Below are 19,076 nucleotides of genomic sequence, written 5' to 3' on the forward strand. Positions count from 1 at the left end.
CTCACCGATTCGCGGCCGCGCGGCGCCGCTTGCGCAGCTTCTTGACCACCCAGCCGCCCACGGCGACCACGATCAGCGTCCAGATCGCGTAGTCGAACCAGTGGCTGTAGCGCTCGACGTCCTGCCAGCGGGAGCCGAGCGCATACCCGAGGCCGACGAAGAGGCAGTTCCAGATGCCGCTGCCCAGCGTGGTGAAGAAGACGAACCGGCCGAGCGGCATGTGGTTGGCGCCGGCCGGGATGCTGACCAGGCTGCGCACCACCGGGGCCATCCGGCCGAACAGGACCGCCGCCCCCGCGTGCCGTTCGAACCACCGGTCCGCGGTGTCCAGGTCGTCCGCGTCGACCAGCGGGACCCGGTCGAGCCAGCGGCGCAGCCGCTCCTCGCTGAGCGCGTACCCCAGCCAGTACAGCAGGAGGGCGCCGCCCACCGAGCCGGCGGTCGCCGCGATGGTCACGAGGACGAGGCTGACCCGTCCCTGGTGGGCCAGGAAGCCCGCCATGGACAGGACGATCTCGCTGGGAATCGGCGGGACCAGGTTCTCCAGCGCGATGAGCAGGCCGACGCCGAGCTCGCCCAGCGAATCGATCACGGACGCGACCCATCCGGTCACGCCACCGGGTGTGCCGGGATCGGTCATGCGGCGCTCCTTCGCGAGGATCGTTTCCAGGTACCCGCCTTCTACCCTACGAATCGCTTAGCGTATATACCTGTCATCGGTATATGATCGCCGGCGTGACCGACGCACCCATGCGGGAGCCGACCTTCCTGGTCCTCACCGCCCTCGCTGCGAGCCCGCAACACGGGTACGCCGTCATCGAGGACGTGGCGACGATGACCGACGGCCGCGTCCGGCTGCGGGCCGGCACGCTCTACGCCGCCCTCGACCGGCTGCGCGGCGAAGGCCTCATCGAGGTGGACCGGGAGGAGATCGTGCAGTCCCGGCTGCGCCGCTACTACCGCCTCACCGGTGTGGGCGAGAAGCGGCTCGCCGCCGAGACCAACCGGCTGCGCACACAGGCGACCCTCGCCGAGAGCCGCCTCCGCGCCCGCCAGCGGCCAGGTGCGGCGTTCTCGTGACGCTCGAGGCCTACTACCGGAGGCTGCTGGCGGCCTACCCCCGAGAGCACCGGCTCGACTACGAGGAAGAGATGCTCGGTGTGCTCCTGGCGGGCGCGGAGCCCGGCCGGCGCCGTCCCACCGTCGCCGAGGTCGCCGACCTGCTGCGCTCCGGCCTCACCGCACGGATCATCCGCGGCGGCGCGCGACAGCGCGGCACCGGCTGGCGCGACGCCGCCTCCGCGGTCGGCTTCCTCGCCGCCCTCATCCTCGCGGCGGTGTCCGCCCGCCGGCTTGCCTGGGGAGTGTGGAGCGGCGTGTGGTGGGGACACTCCTGGTCCGGATATGTCTTCTCGCTCGATCCCACATTGCGGATGGTGGCGTGGTCGGTGGTGGTCGTCGCCGCGCTCGCCGGGCTCCGGCGTACGGCTGCCGTCATGGCGGCCGCCGCGGCCGTCATCGAGATCGGCGTGATCGCCTCCTGGCAGGACCGCTGGCACTGGATCGACAGGGGATGGCTGCTCATCCTCGCGCCCCTCACCGCGGTGCTGTTCGCGGTGGCCCGGCGGGGGCGGACGACGACCTCGGTCCTGGGCCGCCGGGGGGTGCTCCTGGCCGTCGGCGCGATCGTGCTGGCCGGTGCCGTCGCGGTGCTGTCCTCCCAGAACCCGGTCGACTATGCGTTCTCCGGCTATGCGGCCGCCGGTCTCGCAGCGGCCGGTTACGCGGCCGCCGGAGTCGCCCTGATGGCCGGGCTCCGGCAGGCGCGGCCGCGGATGCGGCGGCGACTCGCGGTCATGGTCGCGGCGGTCCTCGCCGTGCCGTATGCGCAGAACCGGTTCGCGCAGGCCGCCGGCATGCAATGGGTGTTCGAGGTGACCTGGGAGGTCGTGCTGACCCAGGCCCTCTTCCTGCTGGGGCTGCCCCTGCTGGCGGGGCTGGCAGCCCTCGGAGGGTGGGAAGCGGCGAGGGTGATGTTTCCGCGGCGGGCGCCGAGGTGACATACCTGAGGCATGAGCGACCGGTGGTATGAGAAGGCGGTCATCTACTGCCTGGACATCGACACGTACGCCGACTCCGACGGCGACGGTGTCGGCGACATCCGCGGGCTGATCGGGCGGCTGGACTATCTCGCCCGGCTCGGCGTCACCTGCCTGTGGCTCAACCCGATCCACCCGTCGCCCAACCGCGACGACGGGTACGACGTCGAGGACTTCTACAACGTCGACCCCCGCTTCGGAAACCTGGGCGACTTCGCCGAGCTGCTGCACCAGGCGGGCAACCGCGGCATCAAGGTGATCATCGACCTGGTCGTCAACCACACGTCGGACAAGCACCCGTGGTTCCAGGCCGCCCGGTCGTCGCCGGACTCGCCGTACCGTGACTGGTATGTCTGGTCCGAGACCCCGCCGCCGGACCGCCACCAGGGCATGGTCTTTCCCGGCGAACAGGATGAGACCTGGACCTACGACCGAACCGCCAAGCAGTGGTACTACCACCGGTTCTACAAGTTCCAACCGGACCTCAACATCGCCAACCCGCGGGTCCGGGAGGAGATCAAGAAGATCTGCGCGTTCTGGCTGCAGTTGGGCGTCGCCGGTTTCCGGATGGATGCGGTGCCGTTCATCATCGAGGAGACCGAGCCGGGCAACCCGGCGTCGCCGAAGGATCTGGGGTTCCTCACCGAGCTGCGCCAGCACATCCAGTGGCGCAAGGGCGATGCGGTGCTGCTCGCCGAGGCCAACGTGGAGCCCGACGAGCTCAAGCACTTCTTCGGGGACCCCTCCGGCTCGTCGAACCGCATCCACATGCTCTTCGACTTCATGCTCAACGGCCGGCTGATGCTCGCCCTGGCACGCCGCAACCCCGAGCCGATCATCGACGCGCTGCGCGACGCGCCGGCGCTGCCGTCCGGCGGCCAGTGGGCGACGTTCCTGCGCAACCACGACGAGGTCGACCTCTCCCGGCTCACCGCCGAGCAGCGCGGCGACATCCTCGCCGAGTTCGGCCCCGAGGAGGAGATGCAGCTCTACGGCCGGGGCATCCGGCGCCGGCTGGCCCCGATGCTCGGCGGCGACCGGCGGCGCATCGAGCTGGCGTACGCGCTGCAGTTCAGCCTGCGGGGCACCCCGGTGCTGCGGTACGGGGAGGAGATCGGCATGGGCGACGACCTCTCGCAGCGGGGGCGCGACGCCATCCGTACGCCGATGCAGTGGTCCTCCCTGCCCAACGGCGGCTTCTCGACCGCGGCGCCCGGCGACCTCGTCCGGCCCGTGGTGTCCGACCCGGAGTACGGCTACGAGCAGGTCAACGTCACGCTCCAGCGCCACGACCCGATGTCGTTGCTGTCCTGGTTCGAGCGGATGATCCGGACCCTGCGGGAGGCACCCGAGGTCGGCAGCGGCTCCTGCACGCACGTCGACGTCCCGGCGCCGCCCGGGGTGCTGGTGCACCGCGCGGACGACCGCACCGGAACGATGCTGTTCCTGCACAATCTGGGCCCGGACGACGGCGTCGTGGATCTCGGCACGCTGGGTCCGGAGGCGGAGTTCCCCAACGACGTGCTGGCCGACAGCGAGTATCCCGACCCCGGCAAGCTCGACGCGCTGCCGATCACGGGCTACGGATACCGCTGGATCCGGCTGTGCCGCAGGCCCTAACTCACCGGTAACAACTGGGTTAGAGTCGGCCGATCACCGAGGTTCATCTGTGGGAGGCCCAGGAATGACCCAGCCGAGTCGGGTAGCCATCGTCACCGGAGCCGCGCGCGGCATCGGCGCGGCGACCGCGCAGAAGCTCGCCGCCGACGGCATGGCCGTGGCAGTCGTCGACCTCGACGAGGCCGCGTGCGCCGAGACGGTCAAAGCGATCAGCGAGGCGGGCGGCACCGCCCTCGCCGTGGGCGCCGACGTGTCGAACCCGGCCCAGGTCGCGGCCGCGGTGGAGAAGGTCGTCGCCGAGCTCGGCGCCCCGACGGTCCTGGTCAACAACGCCGGCGTGCTGCGCGACAACCTGCTGTTCAAGATGAGCGACGACGACTGGGAGACCGTCATGGCGGTCCACCTGCGCGGCGCGTTCCTGTTCAGCCGCGCGGTGCAGAAGCACATGGTCGACGCCGGCTTCGGCCGCATCGTCAGCCTGTCCAGCACGTCCGCGCTCGGCAACCGCGGCCAGGCCAACTACGCCGCCGCCAAGGCCGGCATCCAGGGCTTCACCAAGACCCTGGCCTTCGAGCTCGGCCGCTTCGGCATCACCGCGAACGCGGTCGCCCCGGGCTTCATCGCCACCGACATGACCGCCGCCACCGCCGCGCGCGTCGGGATGAGCTTCGAGGACTTCACCAAGGCGGCGATCAGCCAAATTCCCGTCGGCCGCGCGGGCCGTCCCGAAGACGTGGCGAACACCGTATCCTTCCTGGTCAGTGAGGGAGCGGGGTTCGTATCCGGCCAGGTGATCTACGTGGCCGGCGGGCCACGCGCGTAGCGCCCTGTCTTGATCGGGGTCGCTACAACTGATGATGCGACCCCGATACGAGGGAAAGGGCGGAGAAGCCGACTGTGAATCGACGGATGAGCTCTCGTAGCGTGGCTCTGACGAGCACGTTCCTGCTGCTGGCCGCGGGTGGGGCGGCGGCCTGCGACAACGGCGACGAATACCAGGACGAGGGCTTCTACTGCGCCGACGAGAACGGGGTCATCGTCGACGAGGACTACTGCGACGACGACAACGACGGCGGTGGCGGCGGTGGGTTCTTCATCTGGCACTCGTCGAGCTACCGCTCCGGCTACCCGGTCGGCTCCCGGCTTCCGGCGGGCGGGTCGAAGTTCGCCTACAACGACAAGGCCGCACGGTCGTCGTTCGGCCTGCCGTCGTCCGGCAGGATCAGCAACGGCACGATCAAGACCAGCGTCGTCGGCAAGGGCGGCGGTTCGTCCGGCAAGTCGGGCGGCTGAGCTTGCGACGGATTCCGTACGGGCCGGTCCGCGACGGCTGGCGGCTCACGAACTACAGCCTCGGCCTGACCTACAACGACACCGAACTGCCCGACGGGACGATGATCTCGTACTGGCAGGAGGGTCCGTACTACGACTTCACCGAGGCGGAGATCGAGGAGCTGGAGGCGGCGACCACCGCCCTGAACACCATGTGCCTCGAGGCCGGCGACTGGATGGTCCAGCAGTGCCCCCGGCGCACCGCGCAGGGCCGCCGTGACGGCTATTTCGCCTCGGTGTGCGCCCCGGAGACCTGCTTCCTGACGAAGATCGGCATCCCGGAGTACACGCACGAGCAGATCATCCGCACCTGGTTCGACGACGACGCGGAGACCTGGACCCACCGGGACAAGGACCCGGACGGCATGGTGGCGATGCAGACGCCGGACTACTCGCCGAGCATCTACGGCCGCTTCGACCTCTGGTACAACGGCGCGGGCAGCGTGCCACGCCTGCTGGAGTACAACGCGCAGACGCCGACGTCCCTGGTCGAGGCCGCGGTCGTGCAATGGCACTGGATGGACCAGACCGGCGTGACCCAGCATCCGTGGCGGCAGTGGAACTCCCTGCACGACCGCCTGGTCGGCTGGGAGGCGTCGGGCGGCGAACCGGCCGACCCGGGCGCCTGGCGGCGCAACATCGCCAAGCTCCGCGAGGCCCGGCCCTGGCTCCCCGAGAAACCCAAGATCTTCTTTGCGTACGAGACGAGCGAGACGACCGGCGAGGACCGGATGAACGTCGCGTACCTGATGGCCACGGCCGAGGAGGCCGGATTCCCGGTCGAACTCATCGCCATGAGCCAGATCGGCTGGGACGTGGCCGGCGACCGCGTCCTCTTCGTGCCCGCGCCCGGCCAGGAACACAAGGCCGAGCCGATCGACGTGATCTTCATGCTCTACCCGTGGGAATGGTTCTGGAACGAAGAGGGCGGCAAGGCCTTCTTCCGCAACATGGCCGACCCCGCCAAGCGCGGCACGGTCTGGATCGAACCCCCGTACAAGGCGGCCCTGCTCGGCAACAAGGCCATCCTCCCGGTCCTCTGGAAACTCTTCGGTGACGACCCGGAGCGGGGCAGGTACCTGCTGCCCGCCTACTTCGCGGAGTCCTCGTCGGCGGCCAGGCTGACCTCGTACGCGAAGAAGCCGATCTGGGGCCGCGAAGGCGGCTCGGTCACCCTGGTCAAGGACGGCGTGACCATCGCCGACAACCCGTCGGAGTACGGCGCGGACGGCAAGTTCGTGGTCCAGGAGCTGCTGGAACTGCCGTCGTTCGACGGCCTGGAAGGCACGGTCCACCCGGTCGTCGGCGCCTGGCTCATCGACGGCGAACCGGCCGGCATGGGCATCCGCGAAGGCCTCGGCACCGACGGCCTGGTGACCAAGGACCGCTGCAACTTCGTCCCCCACGTCATCACCTGAGCCAGACCTCCGGCCACGCGAGGAAGCGGTTGTACAGGGTGCCCACGGTCTCGGCCTGGGCGACGCGCCCTACTCGGGCTAGCGGGGGCGGTTGCGCCAGAGCCACCAGAGGCCGATGAAGGGCAGGATCAGCGGGACGTAGCCGTAGCCGCTGCCGAAGCGGGACCAGACCGTGTCGTCCGGGAAGGCCACCGCGTCGGCGATGCTGAGGGTGCCGACGAGCAGGACGCCGATCAGCTCGATGGTGCAGCTTGCCAGGGCGACCAGCCGGCCCCGGGTGCCGCCGATCGCCAGGCCGACGGTGGCCGCGAGGTAGACCAGGCCGGCGAAGGCCGACAGCAGGTACGCCAGGGGCGCCTCGGCGAAGTGGGTGGTGATCTGCACCAGGGCCCGGGCGCTCGCGGAGAGTGCGAAGATGCCGTACACGAGCAGGAGGACGCGGCCGAGGCCGGAGCCGATGGCAGCGTCGCGGGGGCGGACCGGGGTCGGCTGCTCAGCCACCGGTCACCTCCGCGATCTGCTGCAGCCGCAGCACCAGGACGGGCAGCACCAGGCAGGCGACGCCGAGGATCAGGGTTCCCCATCGGGTCGGCTCCAGGCGGGCGAGGTAGACCGCGACCGGCGCGAACGCGACCGTGGTGATGAGGTAGCCGACGAAGGTGGTCCAGTCGGTGGGCCGGTCGCCGGTGAAGAGGCCGACGACCGCGACGACGACCAGGATCGCGACCAGGGCGGCGAGGCCGATCATGGACCACAGGTCGGTGTTGCTCGGGGCGCGGTTCAGCGCCGTGCGGACCAGGTACCAGACGCCCAGCACGAGGGCCGCCACGATGGTGGCGATCGAGAGGGGGCCGTTCATCACCGGCACAGCGTACTGACCTGCGTGCGCGTGTTAGTTTTCGGCCGGGTGATCTGCGGCGGAGGGCGACAGGGCCATGCGGTTCGGACTATTCGGTACGGGACCCTGGGCTCACCAGGCGCACGCTCCGGCGCTGGCGGCGCACAAGGATGTCGACTTCGTCGGCGTGTGGGGGCGTAATGCCGAGAGGGCGCTGGCGCTCGCCGGGGAGTACGACGCCGAGCCGTACGCGGACATCGACGCGCTGATCGCCGATGTCGACGCGATCGCGGTCGCGCTGCCCCCGGACGTCCAGGCGGGCATCGCCCTGCGCGCCGCGAAGGCGGGCAAGCACCTGCTGCTCGACAAGCCGCCGGCGTTCACCGCGGCCGCGGCCGAGGAGATCGTCACCGCCGCCACCGAGGCGGACGTCGCCGGGGTGGTGTTCTTCACCCGCCGCTTCATGCCGCAGATCCAGCAGTTCGTCGAGGCGGCCCGGGAGGCCGGCGGCTGGCTCGAGGGCCGGGTCGACCACCTCGGCTCGATCTTCCAGCCCGGCAACCCGTTCGGCGAGTCGGCGTGGCGCAAGGAGAGCGGCGGGCTGTGGGACGTCGGCCCGCACGCGGTGGCGCTGCTGCTGCCGGTGCTCGGGCCGGTCACCGAGGTGACCGCGCTGTCCGGGGTCCGGGACATGACGCACGTCCTGATGCGGCACGCCGAGGGGGCGATCAGCACGCTGACCCTGTCGGTGGACGCTCCGGCGAAGCTCGAGCGCGAGGACGCCGCCCTGTACGGCGAGTCGGGCGTGGCCGTCGTCCCGCCGGTGCCCTGGCTGCCGGTGGAGGCGTTCGCGAGGGCGATCGACGCGCTGATCGAGGCCGCGAACGGCGGCTCGCCCTCGGCGCTGGATCTCCGTTTCGGCGCCGACGTCGTGCGGATCCTGGCGGCGGCCGCCGAGTCCATCGACAGCGGCCGCACCGTCACGATCGCCTAGCCGCGGGTCGCACTGCGACCAAGTTCACATCTCGCGCACGTCCGGCACCCCAAAGGCGCCCGTCGTGCACCTTTTGCTGCCTCTCATGGTGCTTATCCGGCGGTCCTCTCCGCCGATTGAGGTGAGTCCGGGGCTACGCATCGCATCCAGGCCGAGGTCCGGCCTTGACGTGATCAACGAAGCTCCATGGTCCATGCTCACCACCGTCACGAGGGGACGCCCATGACCTCGGCAGCCTCGCGCGCCGACGCCACCGCGTCGCCCCTCGCCGTGCGCCCGGAGGGCCAGGCATGCGGCCGCTGAGCAGGCGTTCCCTCATCCGCACCGCCCTCACCGGCGCGGTCGGGGTCGCCGCCGGTGTGGCCGGGAGCCGCGAGGTCAGCGACTGGTTCGGCTGGGACCGTCCGCCCGTGCGGGGTGGGTATGCCGCCGCGGCCGACGACCTGTCCGCGGTGAAGCACGCCGACGTCGCGATCCGCTACCGAGTCGACACCACCCAGCAACTGGTGGCGCTCACCTTCGACGACGGTCCGGCCCCGCAATGGACGCCGATGGTGCTCGACGCCCTGGACGCCGCCAACGTCCCGGCGACCTTCTTCATGGTCGGGGAGAACCTGGAGAAGCACGCCGACCTCGTCCGCGGCCGGCTGGCCCGGCACGAGATCGGCAACCACTCCTGGTCGCACGCCGATCTGGCCACGCTGGATCTGCAGGAGGTCGGCCGGGAGCTCGAACGCACCCACGAGGCGATCCAGCGTCTCACCGGCCGTACGCCGACCCTGATGCGCCCGCCGTTCGGCCATCTCGGCGGATCGACCGTGCTGGCCGCGGCCCGCATGGGCTACACCATCACGCTGTGGTCCGAGGCCATGCACGAGATCCGGTACAAGGGCGACCCGGCGGCGCAGGCCCGTTACATCGTGGACGCGGTGAAGCCCGGCACCATCGTCCTGGCTCACGACGAGGGCGACGACCGCCGGCTGGTGACCGTACGCGGGCTTCCCGCGATGTTCGACGGTCTTCGCCGCCGCGGCTTCCGCTTCGTCACGGTGTCCGAGCTCCTCGCCTCCGCCACGCCCAGCCCCGGCCCGGCCGTCGCGTCGCACAAGCCGCTCCCTGGTTGACCGCTCCCGCCCGGGAGTTCCGGACCCATCCCGTCGCGTCCCGCACCGGCGTTGAATTCCCGTGGACGACGGAGAGGCGACACCGATGGAGCAGGGTGCTGCGCGGCGGCCGGACCACCTCACGGCGGTGCCGTCCCCGCCCACCGATGCCTGTGACCTGCTGCGCGGCGCGCGGCGGTGCGCGATCGTGAACACCCACGCGGTGGCTGAGCCCGGGCGCCGTCGAAGCGGGCGGCCGTACGCCAGATCTCCACCAGCACCTCCTGGGCGACCTCCTCCGCCTGGGCCGGATCGCGCAGGATGCGCCTACTGGGTGCGTCGTGGCTGGGCGGCCCGGGCGCCGGTGAAGACCGCCTCACGCATCGACGCGCCACGGCCGTTCGCCACCGGCACGCCATCACCACCACGGTGGAGTGACGCTAGGGAACGGTGCGCTCGATGGCGGCGGCGCCGTCGCGCTCCAGTTCTCTGCGGGCGCGCTCGATGTTCTCCGGCGTCGGATAACGGCCCTGGGCCACGGCCAGGTCCTCCGGGTCCCAGGGCTGGTCGGCTCCGGTGCGTATCTTGATCTCCTCGCCCGGCTGCAGGAACTGCGGGTTGTCGGAGTCCGGCCCGCCCCCGGTGACGAACGCGCCGACGGCGACATCGTCCTCAATGGCGTCGGCCACCTCCTCCGTCTCCTCCATCGGCGTACGATCCTGCTCCGTCATGGTTCCCTCCCGCGGAAGCCGACACCTCCTCGCAGGCATACCCGGATCGTCGGAAATAAACGCCTGTTCCTCAAGGAAGGAAACGGACGATCACCGTCCTGAGGGCCAAGTGAGCGTGATTCGGACAGCCGCCGCGCGCAACGGATGGACGGTGTGTAGTGGGCCGAATACATTTCTCCGTTGTCATGTGTGCGGGCGTTCCGGCGGGGACCGTGCGCACGCGTGGCGAGGGGAACGTGACATGAACGAACGCAGGCATGCCGCACCGAGGACGGGCCCGATCGACACAGGCCGAACGAGGTGAGCGGGCTGTCCGACGCCGAGCGGGACGCTGGCGAGATCGTCCGCCTGCTCGCAGGGCTGGTCGCCCGGCTCCAGCCCGGTGAACAGGACCGCGGCACCGAGCAGGAGATGCTCGCTGCCCTGGCCGAGGACGGCGGTGCGGCCGCGGCCCGGGTGCTCGCTTATCTGCGTACCCTGCGGGGCGCGGGCGACGGCGCCAACGTGGCGGTGCCGCCCCGGCTCGGGCCCTGGCGCCATTGGGTGCCACCGCGAGGCAACCTGTTCGGCGGTACGGCGGCCCCGCCGCGCCTTCTCGGCGGTCCGGCGGCTCCGCCGCGGATCGAGGAGCTCCCCCGGCCCCGGCGCCGCGATCCGGGGGAGTGATCCGCGCCGCGTCTCAAGGAGCGCTCCTGGCCCACGCCGCGACCTGAGAACGTGACCCGCACTTCGTCGCGGCCCGCGACTGCCTGCCGCGCTAGGCGAGGCCGCGCAGGGTCTGCGACGGGCACACCCCGAAGCGCGCACGGTACGCCGAAGCGAACCTGCCCAGATGCGCGAAGCCCCACCGGTGCGCCACCGCCGCCACGGTCGCACTGGCCGGGTCCTCGCTGCACAGGGTCTCGTGCGCGCGCGTCAGCCGTACCTGGTGCAGGTAGGCCATCGGCGTGCAGCCGGCGTGCCGGCGGAAGCCCTCCTGCAACGACCGCACGCTGACGCCGGCGATCCGGGCCAGGTCCGCCACCGTGTACGGCCGCTCCGGCTCGTCCTGGACGGCGTCCATCACCCGCCGCACCGCCCGCGGCGGTCCGGCGGGCGCGGGCGCGGTCAGCTCGTCGGTGTAGCGATGCGGCACGCTGAACAGCAGCCCGCCCAGGATGCTGCGGCGCAGGTGCTCTGCGATCGGAGACCGCCGGACCAGGCTGGCCGGGTGGGCGATCTCGCCTTGCAGCAGCCGGACCAGCGTGGTCCAGCTCCGGGCCGGTCCGGCAGCCAGGTCGACCGTCGGTGGGAGGTCGATCGGCCCCGTCACCGGCCGGCCGAGCAGTGCGGACAGCTCCGCCTCCAGCGCCGATCGCTCGATCTTGACGTCGAGCTCGGCCGACTGCGCGCCGTGCAGGGTGTAGACCGGTTTGCCCGGGCCGTACAGAACGGCGGTTCCCGGCTCGGCGGTGACCTCGTAGCCGGCGTGCCGGGCTCGCAGCCGCCCGGCCGTCGGAATCGTCACGTGGTACGCGTCCAGCTCGCCCGCGACGAGCGTCACGGGAGCTCCGAAACCGAGCTGTCCGACGGTCAGTGGTCCGAGTTGGATCACATCGGCGCGGAACTCGAAACCCTCGGCTCCCTCGGGCGCGCCGACCGTGAGCGGGTAGTAGAAGCGGCGCAGCAACGACCGCGTGTCATCGATGTCGACACTGCTGAAGCTGGAGATAGCGGAGGTTGCGGGTGAGGGTGTCACCGTCCTGTCAAGAGCATCACTCATCTCGTACGGCACTCCTACGCATACGGCGAGTATTCGGATCACTTAGGGTCCCGTCAATGCCTCCCCGCGGCCCTGACCGTTCCGGCACATTCCGGGCTGATGAACTACGCTGGCGTTCCGCGCCTACCTGGCGTAACTTGCAGACCAGCGGATAGTTGTTGGGACGCGGAGGTCCGACCGGTGCCGGGGTGAGGTGCCGGGCTGTGCGGCTGGTCGCGCAGAAGATTCCGCGGAACGTTCGGCGTCGCCCGCACGACGCCAGGAAGAGGGCAGCCGTGTATCTGCCGATCACCACTCGTCAACTGGCCGACGGAACCGTCGAGATCGCCCCGAGCGGGGAGATCGACCTCGACAACGCCCACGTCATGCGCGACGCCGTCAACGACGTCCTGACCTCGCAGACGCCGGCACGGATAGACCTCGACCTCCAACGGGTGATGTTGATCGACAGTATCGGCATCGGCATCCTGGTGGCCTGCTTCCACGCCGCGGCGGCCTCCGGGGTCAAGCTCGTGGTGAGTCATCCCAGCCCGACGGTGTACCGGCAGCTCTGGATCTCCGGGCTGGTGGGTCTGCTCGGCTGCGCCGAACCGCCCAACCCGCGGACGTCGGTCGGCCTGCGCCCGAGCTGACCGGTCGGGCTCCGCCGGCCTGTTGCGCTATCGGCCTGCGGCCTTCCTGCCGGTCGCCTACGCGGCTGGCCTCGCTGTTCCGCCGTTTCCGCTGTCTCGCCGTCGCCCCGGCGGGTTAGCCGTCCCGGTGGGTGGCGGGCCTGCGGCGGGAATGCCCCACCCGGTCGTGTTGTGTCCTCGGCGGGGCGTGAAGCCCGGTCGGCCGTGCTTTCTGCGGTCGCCTACCGTTGAAGGATCATGTGGCGGCGCGCGACGATCGGAATCCTGCTCCTCTACGCCGCCGGCGTCGTCGCCATCACGATCTTCCCGATCCGCGTCCGGCCCGCCTCTTACTGGGCGGGCGAACCGTTCATGACCATGGTCCACTGGATCCCCGGCGACGTCGACGCGCCGAGCTTCACGCTGAACATCATCATGTTCATCCCGTTCGGCGTACTCGTGCCGTTACTGTGGCCGGCGACCGACCGCCTCCGGGCGACCGGCCTGCGCGCCCTGGCGGCCAGCGCGTCGATCGAGGGGGTGCAACTGGTACTCGGCCTCACCCTCGGCAGCCGGCGCACGATCGACGTGAACGATCTGATCGCCAACACCGCCGGAGCCCTGATCGGCCTGCTCATCCTCCGGCTGGCGGTCCCGTCGGCGATCCATCGCGCCAGCGCCTGCCCACCAACTCCCCGGCGCCGACCCGCACGCCCGGCTCCGCAGTCCCGGCCCGGCCCCGGTCCGGACTCCAGCCCCAGCTCTAGCCCCGGTCCCGTCCCCAGCTCCGGTCCCGTCCTCAGCCCCGGCTGCGACCTCAGCCCGGGCCCGGGCCCCGGCCTTGAATCGAGATCCTTGTCCGACGACTAGGAGAGCGGGCTTGGCGAGCACCGTCCGCAGACGGGTTGGGTTCGCGAGCCGGCGGCCGGCTCAGATCATCAGGTCCGGCTCCACCTGGTGAATCTTGACCGGCATCCCGTCCGGCGTCTCCACGTGTAGGCGGGTGCCCAGATCCCGATCCGTGGCCAGCCGCACGATGGTGACGCCGCGGTCGCGCAGTTGCTTCTCCAGGCGCTCGAGGGGCATGGTCGCCGAGAAATTGAGCTCGACGGTGCTCTCACCCTGTGCCGGGTCGGGCGGTCGGGTGACGAGTCCGACCTGCGCGGTCCCGACCTGCATGAGCACCCAGTCCCCGCCCCGCTCCCCGTGGATCAGTTCACCGCCCAGCTTCTCGTAGAACCCGACGGCGGCCGGCATGTCCGCCACGTGGACCATCGGCTGCAGTTGCAGCCCGGGCAGCATCGGCCGAGGAGACGGAACCTTGGCGACCCCGCGCTTCGGCGCCTGCCCCCGCCGCTCGGCGGCCTGACCACGCCCCGTCGACAAGCCCCGCCCATCGACCGAGCCTTGCCCATCGACCGAGCCCCGCCCATCGACCGAGCCTTGCCCATCGAGCGAGCCTTGCCCGCCGACCGAGCCTTGCCCTCTGGCCAGGCCGCCCTGTCCCTCCGCCTGGATCTGCCGGGCCGCCTGGATTTGGCCGGCTGCCCGGATCTGACCGGCCAACCGGCCATCGGCGGCCGCTCGGCCCTGGTCGGCGGTCGCTGCCGTCGCGGTGATGTGGGCCCGCTCGGCCGCAGTCGGTACCGACGCCGACGTCGAGGCCGACTCGGAACCCCACGTCGAAGACCCCGCCTCCGTTTCGGACTCCGAAGCTCGCGCCGAGGGCTCCGCTCCCGGGGCGGAGTCCGATGTCCGCGCCGAGGGCTCCGCCTCCGAGGCGGACTCCGACGCCCACGCCGAGGAGGACTCGGCCGTCGAGGCGGACTCCGATTCCGCGGCGGGCTCTGACGTCCACGGCGAGGCGGGCGCCGACGCGGAGGTGGCGGCGGGGCCGGCGTGCGCCTCTCCTTCCTCGAGGTTCAGGAAGGGCGGGGGGATCGGGCGGGGGTCGGCGGGGCTTCCCGAGGCGGGGCGGCGCGGGCCTGGGGTGACGGCCGCGGGTGTGGGACGGGTCGCCTGCGGGTCGGGCGGGGCGGGATGGCGGCCTTGGTCGTTCGCCGTCCTGCCGCCGGCGGTCACCGGTCGTTCCTTGGCCATGGCGGACTCCTGTCGGGCAGCTTTCGGCGCCGGCGGAAATGCCGCCGCCGAAGGGCTCAACGACCCGTACCGCTCATCGATTCATCCCGCGCCGTGCCGACTGCTCACCGGAGCCGCCTCCTAGTCATTGAGCTGCGCATGCTGGATCTCGCCGAGTGCGGCGGTGATGACCTCCGCGATCGGTCGGGCCCCGCTCAGGTGGGTGAGCAGCAGCGCCGCATGCAGCGCGAGAGCGCCGGGCGCCGGCGGTGGGGAACCGTCGTCGTCCCAGACTCCCAGGGCGCCCGCGAGGAGGTAGAGCATCACCTGCGGGTCCACCTCGGGGCACCAGGCAGCCGCGGGACGCACGCTCTTCTCGAGGACGGCGCGGACGTCGTCGGCGTCGAGGCCGTCGGGGTGGGCCGCTTCCAGTTGCAGGCGCACCGCCGTACCGAGAATGAGCCCGGTTTGGGTCTGGTCCTGCGTGCTGAGCAGGGCCACCGCCTCGGTGAGAGCGTCCCGGTCCTGGTCGCGGGCCGCCATCGCCGCGGCGGCGGTGGCCGCCGCGATGGGCCGGGCGGCGGCGGGCAGGTGGCGCCACTGAACGGTCATGGCGCGACGCTAACCCCAGGGACCGACAGAATTCCGCGGCGCGCACCGCGTCGTCGATCATCGCGGTGACCTCGCCGCCGCGCTGCCGGACGGCGTCGACTACGTGTTCTCGACGCACTCGGCCGGCATGATGGCGACGTTCGCGCAGATCGTGAAGCCCTTCGGAGCGGTGGTGGCCATCGACAACGCGCCGAACCTGGACGTGTCGCCGCTCATGTCCAAGAGCATCGCCTGGCACTGGGAGCTGATGTTCACCCGTGCCCTGCACGATCCCACCAGCACGGCCCAGCACGAGATCTTGCGTCAGGCCGCCGAGCTGGTCGACAAGGGAATCCTGCACACCACGATGACCACCCTCATCGAGAGGATCGACGCCGCCGGTCTGCGCCGGGCGCATGCGGATGTGGAGGCGGGGTCGACCATCGGCAAGACCGTCCTCGCCGGATTCTGATTTCTGTCGGAGCCACCTGGCATGGTGGTCTCCATGACGTTGCATGAGGCGATGGCGGCCCGCGTCGAGCGTGGCGAGTTCCCCGGAATCGTCACGCTCGTCGCGCGGGGCGACCAGGTGCGGGTCGACGCGATCGGCACCACCGCGCTCGGCGGCGACGTGCCGATGCGCCGTGACACCGTCTTCCGGATCGCCTCGCTCACCAAGCCGGTCCTCGCCGCCGCCACGATGATCCTCGTCGAGGACGACCTCATCGACCTGGAGGAGCCCGTCCACCGCCTGCTGCCGGAGCTGGCCGGGCAGCGGGTGCTGGCCCGCATCGACGGGCCTCTGGACGACACGGTCGCCCCCCACCGGCCGGTGACGGTGGAGGACCTGCTGACCTTCCGGATGGGGTTCGGCCTGATCACCGAGCCGTCGTTCGACCCGCCCTGGCCGATCAACCAGCGGGCGAACGAGCTGGGCCTCGTGCTCGGTCCGCCCGACCCCCGCACCCCGCACGGCCCCGACGAGTGGATCCGCCGGTTCGGCACGCTGCCGCTGATGCGCCAGCCGGGCGAGCAGTGGCAGTACAACGCCGGCACCCTGGTGCTCGGCGTGCTGCTGGCGCGGGCGGCGGGCAAGCCGCTCGGCGACGTGCTGCGCGAGCGGCTCTTCGAACCGCTCGGCATGCGCGAGACGGGCTTCTGGCTGCCTGCCACCCGGGCCCGCGAGCTGCCGAGCTACTACCTGACCGAGCCGGGCGCGGGCACGATGACCGAACGCACCGACACGGGCCCGGAGATCTGGAGCAAGCCCCCGGTCTTCCCGTCGGGCTCGGGCGGGCTGATCTCCACGGTGGATGAATATCACGCCTTCGCTCGGATGCTGCTCGACCGCGGCGTCCACGGCGGCACCCGGTTGCTGTCCGAGCAGTCGGTCGAGCTGATGACGAGTAACCGGCTCACCCCGGCGCAGGTGGAGTCGGCGGGCGTGCTGCTCGGCGGGGCCGGCTGGGGGCTCGGCATGGCGGTCACCGTCACGGCGGACGCGACCTCCGGCCCGGGGCGGTACGGCTGGTCCGGCGGGTACGGCACGACGTGGTTCAACGATCCGCACGAGGGCCTGACCGCGATCGCCTTCACCCAGGTCAGCGACTTCCTGTGGAGCGGGGCGCAGCAGGAGTTCGAGCGGCTGGCATATCTGTGAGCGCCGCCGGTTTGTTCGTCCCGTTCCGGGAGGAGAGACGATGACGAACCTCGACGCGGTCACTGCGTGGGTAAACACCTATCGGGCCGCCTGGGAGACCAATGACCCCGGCGCCATCGCCGGGTTGTTCGCCGAGGACGCCGCCTACTTCACCGAACCGTGGGCGCAGCCGTGGGTGGGCCGGCAGGCGATCGTCGCGGGGTGGCTCGAGCACCGGGACGAGCCCGGGTCCGCCACCTTCGAGTGGCATCCGCTGATCGTCGCCGACGAACTGGCGGTGATCGAGGCGACGACACGCTATTCCTCGCCGCCGCGGGTCTACAGCAACATGTGGGTGCTGCGCCTGGACAACAACGGGCAGGCGCGACAGTTCACCGAGTGGTGGATGCGGCACCCCGATTCCTAGGGGTGCCGCGGCGAGCCGTGCCGAAGGCGAGCGGCACCGATAGCCGAAGGCAAGCTGCGCCGGCAGCCGAAGGTGAGCCGCTCCGGTAAATGCGTGATCACCTTCCGATATGCCGGGTCTGTCTACTCAATTCACGGCGATGAATCCCGGACATCGCGATCATCCAGTGCCATCCGGCGCCCAGAGGTGCAGACTGCCTCGGGTGAAGGCGCGGCAGACTCCGGCAGGGACGTGGCGGACTCGCCAGAAGGGCGCGGCAGCCTCGCCCGAAGCGCGGCGCTCCCGCCAAGGAGGCGTGGCGTTCCCGACACGGGTGGAGCGGGCCGGCCATGCGGGCCTGGCGGTCCCGCCGGCGGTGGAGCGGTCTCACCGAGCAGGCGTGGCTGCCCCGCTGCCTCGCCGACCGGCGTGGCAGCCTCGGACGGAGGTGCAGCAGCAGATGCTCGGCGGCCGCTACACGCTGCTGGAACCGATCGGCCATGGTGGCATGGCGGTGGTCTGGCGGGCCCGCGACGAGGTGCTCGGCCGTACGGTCGCCATCAAACTGCTGGCCGGACGGTACGCCGACGACGTGCAGTCGCGTGCCTGCATCCGTGCCGAGGCTCGCGCCGCCGCGGCCCTGTCCCATCCGCACATCGCCCAGGTGTACGACTACGGCGAGGCGGAGGAGAACGGCCAGCGGGTCCCGTACGTGGTCATGGAACTGGTGCACGGCATCACGTTGCAGCAGCGTTCGCGGACCGGGGTGCTGGCGCCGAAGGAGATCTGCCGGATCGGCGCGCAGGTCGCGGCGGCCCTGGCCGCCGCGCATGCCGACGGTCTGGTGCACCGCGACATCAAACCGGCCAACGTCATGGTCACCCGGGACGGCGTCAAGGTGGTCGACTTCGGACTCGCCGCCTCGGCCGGGGCCGCCGAGCCGGAGGAGCTGCTCGGTACGCCGGCCTACCTCGCACCGGAGCGGATGACCTCCGACGCCGTCGAGCCCGCCTCGGACGTCTACGCCCTCGGCGTGCTGCTCTACCGGCTGCTGGCGGGCGAGTCTCCGTGGACGGCCGACAGCACGACGCAGATGCTCACCGCCCACGTGAAGGTGGAACCCTTCCCGCTGCCGAGTCTGCCGGGGGTGCCGCCGGAGATCACCGCGTTGATCAACCGGTGCCTGCGCAAGGAGCCGGCCGAGCGGCCGAGCGCCGCCGAGGTCGCCCAGGTGCTCGGCGGTGGCGCGGTTCTGCGCGCCGGAGCCCCGCCGCCGCCCGTGGACCCGCCGAGTCGCCGCGGGAAGCTACTGGCCGGAACCGCGGCGACCGTCGCATTGCTGGCCGTCGCCGGCTGGATGCTGCTGTCCGGGGGCGCGCAGCCCGAGTCCGAGCTGCCTGCGGCGATCTCCGTGCCTCCGGCCGGTAATTCCGCGCCGACCGCGGCTTCCGGGCCGACCGGCACGACCGCGCCCGGCGGCCAACCCGGCGTGACCTCCGCGACCGTGCCCCGGCGGCCGACGACGGCACCGGAGGAACAGGCTCCGTCGCCGACGGGCGAGCCCACCGGAAGGCCGAGCGCCTCCGAGTCACCGTCGGGGCTGCCCGACGGCGTGGCGACGTTCCGGTCGGCCGGCGGCACCGTCTCCGCGCGCTGCACGCGGGTAGGGCTGGCGCGGATCGTCGCCTTCGCGCCGGTGAACCCGTACGAGGTCGAGCGGGTGAATCCCGGGCCCGCGCTCGCGGCCGTGATCGTCTTCCGGGACGGCCCGAGCCGGATCCGGATCTCGGTGAGCTGCGTCGCCGGCATTCCGGTGGCCGTCGTGACCATCTGAGCCGGGCGATCCGAAGACA

The 19,076-nt window shown here is 71.3% G+C and carries 22 protein-coding genes and 1 pseudogene; 15 read left to right on the plus strand and 8 right to left on the minus strand.

Translation table 11 applies throughout. From position 1 onward, the window contains the following. Nucleotide 1: 1 nt before the first annotated feature. Nucleotides 2-640, minus strand: a complete 639-nt coding sequence (locus tag EDD30_RS25525; protein WP_071804203.1) for a DedA family protein — start codon at nt 638-640, stop codon at nt 2-4. 95 nt (nt 641-735) lie between these two features. Between EDD30_RS25525 and EDD30_RS25530 the strand changes: the two genes are divergently transcribed. The 6 genes from EDD30_RS25530 (at nt 736) to EDD30_RS25555 (ending at nt 6,469) form a co-directional block, all read left to right on the plus strand. Beyond that, nucleotides 736-1,080, plus strand: a complete 345-nt coding sequence (locus EDD30_RS25530; RefSeq protein WP_071804211.1) for a PadR family transcriptional regulator — start codon at nt 736-738, stop codon at nt 1,078-1,080. Then, nucleotides 1,077-2,060, plus strand: coding sequence for a hypothetical protein (locus tag EDD30_RS25535; protein WP_071804201.1), 984 nt, complete (start codon nt 1,077-1,079; stop codon nt 2,058-2,060). Before EDD30_RS25530 ends, EDD30_RS25535 begins: the two co-directional genes overlap by 4 nt. A 12-nt stretch (nt 2,061-2,072) precedes the next feature. After that, nucleotides 2,073-3,719, plus strand: a complete 1,647-nt coding sequence (locus tag EDD30_RS25540; RefSeq protein WP_071804199.1) for an alpha-amylase family protein — start codon at nt 2,073-2,075, stop codon at nt 3,717-3,719. A 64-nt stretch (nt 3,720-3,783) separates the two neighbouring features. Beyond that, nucleotides 3,784-4,542 (plus strand): 3-oxoacyl-ACP reductase FabG, encoded by a 759-nt coding sequence (gene fabG, locus EDD30_RS25545; protein WP_071804197.1) that lies wholly within the window; start codon nt 3,784-3,786, stop codon nt 4,540-4,542. A gap of 101 nt (nt 4,543-4,643) precedes the next feature. Next, nucleotides 4,644-5,012, plus strand: a complete 369-nt coding sequence (locus EDD30_RS25550) for a hypothetical protein (protein WP_244945400.1) — start codon at nt 4,644-4,646, stop codon at nt 5,010-5,012. A 2-nt stretch (nt 5,013-5,014) separates the two neighbouring features. Then, nucleotides 5,015-6,469, plus strand: coding sequence for a glutathionylspermidine synthase family protein (locus tag EDD30_RS25555; protein WP_071804194.1), 1,455 nt, complete (start codon nt 5,015-5,017; stop codon nt 6,467-6,469). Between the two features lie 78 nt (nt 6,470-6,547). Here the strand turns inward: EDD30_RS25555 and EDD30_RS25560 are convergent, their stop codons facing one another. Together EDD30_RS25560 and EDD30_RS25565 are read right to left on the minus strand one after the other, a co-directional pair. Next, entirely contained in the window at nt 6,548-6,970 is a 423-nt protein-coding gene (locus tag EDD30_RS25560) for a hypothetical protein (protein ID WP_071804192.1), read from the minus strand. Then, entirely contained in the window at nt 6,963-7,328 is a 366-nt protein-coding gene (locus EDD30_RS25565) for a hypothetical protein (RefSeq protein WP_071804209.1), read from the minus strand. Before EDD30_RS25565 ends, EDD30_RS25560 begins: the two co-directional genes overlap by 8 nt. 76 nt (nt 7,329-7,404) lie before the next feature. Here EDD30_RS25565 and EDD30_RS25570 point away from each other — a divergent pair, with 76 nt between their 5' ends. Together EDD30_RS25570 and EDD30_RS25575 are read left to right on the plus strand one after the other, a co-directional pair. Then, on the plus strand, nt 7,405-8,301 hold the full coding sequence (locus tag EDD30_RS25570) for a Gfo/Idh/MocA family protein (RefSeq protein WP_071804190.1): 897 nt from the start codon (nt 7,405-7,407) through the stop codon (nt 8,299-8,301). A 290-nt stretch (nt 8,302-8,591) separates the two neighbouring features. Then, complete coding sequence (locus EDD30_RS25575) at nt 8,592-9,425, plus strand: polysaccharide deacetylase family protein (protein ID WP_071804185.1); 834 nt, start codon at nt 8,592-8,594, stop codon at nt 9,423-9,425. 119 nt (nt 9,426-9,544) lie between these two features. On the opposite strand, the gene EDD30_RS25580 is transcribed toward EDD30_RS25575, so the two are convergent. After that, on the minus strand, nt 9,545-9,823 hold the full coding sequence (locus EDD30_RS25580; protein WP_244945401.1) for a sigma factor: 279 nt from the start codon (nt 9,821-9,823) through the stop codon (nt 9,545-9,547). A gap of 21 nt (nt 9,824-9,844) precedes the next feature. After that, the gene (locus EDD30_RS25585; protein WP_071804184.1) at nt 9,845-10,135 is read right to left on the minus strand and encodes a hypothetical protein; all 291 of its coding nucleotides are present in this window, start codon (nt 10,133-10,135) and stop codon (nt 9,845-9,847) included. Nucleotides 10,136-10,435: 300 nt separating this feature from the next. On the opposite strand from EDD30_RS25585, the gene EDD30_RS25590 reads away from it, so the two are divergent. Continuing rightward, nucleotides 10,436-10,801, plus strand: coding sequence for a hypothetical protein (locus tag EDD30_RS25590; protein WP_211353759.1), 366 nt, complete (start codon nt 10,436-10,438; stop codon nt 10,799-10,801). Nucleotides 10,802-10,892: 91 nt separating this feature from the next. On the opposite strand, the gene EDD30_RS25595 is transcribed toward EDD30_RS25590, so the two are convergent. Then, entirely contained in the window at nt 10,893-11,897 is a 1,005-nt protein-coding gene (locus EDD30_RS25595; protein ID WP_071807839.1) for an AraC family transcriptional regulator, read from the minus strand. A gap of 275 nt (nt 11,898-12,172) precedes the next feature. Between EDD30_RS25595 and EDD30_RS25600 the strand changes: the two genes are divergently transcribed. Next, a complete protein-coding gene (locus EDD30_RS25600; RefSeq protein WP_071807836.1) occupies nt 12,173-12,529 on the plus strand; it encodes an STAS domain-containing protein in 357 nt (118 codons plus the stop codon). 237 nt (nt 12,530-12,766) lie between these two features. After that, a complete protein-coding gene (locus tag EDD30_RS41565; protein ID WP_071807837.1) occupies nt 12,767-13,378 on the plus strand; it encodes a VanZ family protein in 612 nt (203 codons plus the stop codon). 60 nt (nt 13,379-13,438) lie between these two features. On the opposite strand, the gene EDD30_RS38430 is transcribed toward EDD30_RS41565, so the two are convergent. Both EDD30_RS38430 and EDD30_RS25620 read right to left on the minus strand, forming a co-directional pair. Next, entirely contained in the window at nt 13,439-14,074 is a 636-nt protein-coding gene (locus tag EDD30_RS38430; RefSeq protein WP_143162869.1) for a VOC family protein, read from the minus strand. A 654-nt stretch (nt 14,075-14,728) separates the two neighbouring features. Further along, nucleotides 14,729-15,199, minus strand: coding sequence for a hypothetical protein (locus tag EDD30_RS25620; RefSeq protein WP_071809191.1), 471 nt, complete (start codon nt 15,197-15,199; stop codon nt 14,729-14,731). A gap of 49 nt (nt 15,200-15,248) precedes the next feature. Here EDD30_RS25620 and EDD30_RS25625 point away from each other — a divergent pair. The 4 genes and pseudogenes from EDD30_RS25625 to EDD30_RS25640 all read left to right on the plus strand — a co-directional run. Then, nucleotides 15,249-15,650, plus strand: a pseudogene (locus EDD30_RS25625) (zinc-binding dehydrogenase); the annotation flags it as partial. Between the two features lie 33 nt (nt 15,651-15,683). Beyond that, the gene (locus EDD30_RS25630; protein ID WP_244945402.1) at nt 15,684-16,838 is read left to right on the plus strand and encodes a serine hydrolase domain-containing protein; all 1,155 of its coding nucleotides are present in this window, start codon (nt 15,684-15,686) and stop codon (nt 16,836-16,838) included. Between the two features lie 40 nt (nt 16,839-16,878). Continuing rightward, nucleotides 16,879-17,244 (plus strand): nuclear transport factor 2 family protein, encoded by a 366-nt coding sequence (locus EDD30_RS25635; RefSeq protein ID WP_071809197.1) that lies wholly within the window; start codon nt 16,879-16,881, stop codon nt 17,242-17,244. 427 nt (nt 17,245-17,671) lie between these two features. Further along, nucleotides 17,672-19,057, plus strand: a complete 1,386-nt coding sequence (locus tag EDD30_RS25640) for a serine/threonine-protein kinase (protein WP_244945403.1) — start codon at nt 17,672-17,674, stop codon at nt 19,055-19,057. The last annotated feature ends 19 nt before the right edge of the window (nt 19,058-19,076 follow it).

It is taken from the genome of Couchioplanes caeruleus, assembly GCF_003751945.1.
Classification (GTDB): Bacteria; Actinomycetota; Actinomycetes; order Mycobacteriales; family Micromonosporaceae; genus Actinoplanes; species Actinoplanes caeruleus.

Excerpts from the sequence above, each read along its gene's own strand:
- EDD30_RS25565 (WP_071804209.1), bottom strand. The coding sequence starts at position 7,328 with ATGAACGGCCCCCTCTCGATCGCCACCATCGTGGCGGCCCTCGTGCTG.
- EDD30_RS25575 (WP_071804185.1), top strand. The coding sequence starts at position 8,592 with ATGCGGCCGCTGAGCAGGCGTTCCCTCATCCGCACCGCCCTCACCGGC.
- EDD30_RS25620 (WP_071809191.1), bottom strand. The coding sequence starts at position 15,199 with ATGACCGTTCAGTGGCGCCACCTGCCCGCCGCCGCCCGGCCCATCGCG.
- EDD30_RS25570 (WP_071804190.1), top strand. The coding sequence starts at position 7,405 with ATGCGGTTCGGACTATTCGGTACGGGACCCTGGGCTCACCAGGCGCAC.
- EDD30_RS25585 (WP_071804184.1), bottom strand. The coding sequence starts at position 10,135 with ATGACGGAGCAGGATCGTACGCCGATGGAGGAGACGGAGGAGGTGGCC.
- EDD30_RS41565 (WP_071807837.1), top strand. The coding sequence starts at position 12,767 with ATGTGGCGGCGCGCGACGATCGGAATCCTGCTCCTCTACGCCGCCGGC.
- EDD30_RS25525 (WP_071804203.1), bottom strand. The coding sequence starts at position 640 with ATGACCGATCCCGGCACACCCGGTGGCGTGACCGGATGGGTCGCGTCC.
- EDD30_RS25630 (WP_244945402.1), top strand. The coding sequence starts at position 15,684 with ATGACGTTGCATGAGGCGATGGCGGCCCGCGTCGAGCGTGGCGAGTTC.
- EDD30_RS25580 (WP_244945401.1), bottom strand. The coding sequence starts at position 9,823 with ATGGCGTGCCGGTGGCGAACGGCCGTGGCGCGTCGATGCGTGAGGCGG.
- EDD30_RS25540 (WP_071804199.1), top strand. The coding sequence starts at position 2,073 with ATGAGCGACCGGTGGTATGAGAAGGCGGTCATCTACTGCCTGGACATC.
- EDD30_RS25635 (WP_071809197.1), top strand. The coding sequence starts at position 16,879 with ATGACGAACCTCGACGCGGTCACTGCGTGGGTAAACACCTATCGGGCC.
- EDD30_RS25595 (WP_071807839.1), bottom strand. The coding sequence starts at position 11,897 with ATGAGTGATGCTCTTGACAGGACGGTGACACCCTCACCCGCAACCTCC.
- fabG (WP_071804197.1), top strand. The coding sequence starts at position 3,784 with ATGACCCAGCCGAGTCGGGTAGCCATCGTCACCGGAGCCGCGCGCGGC.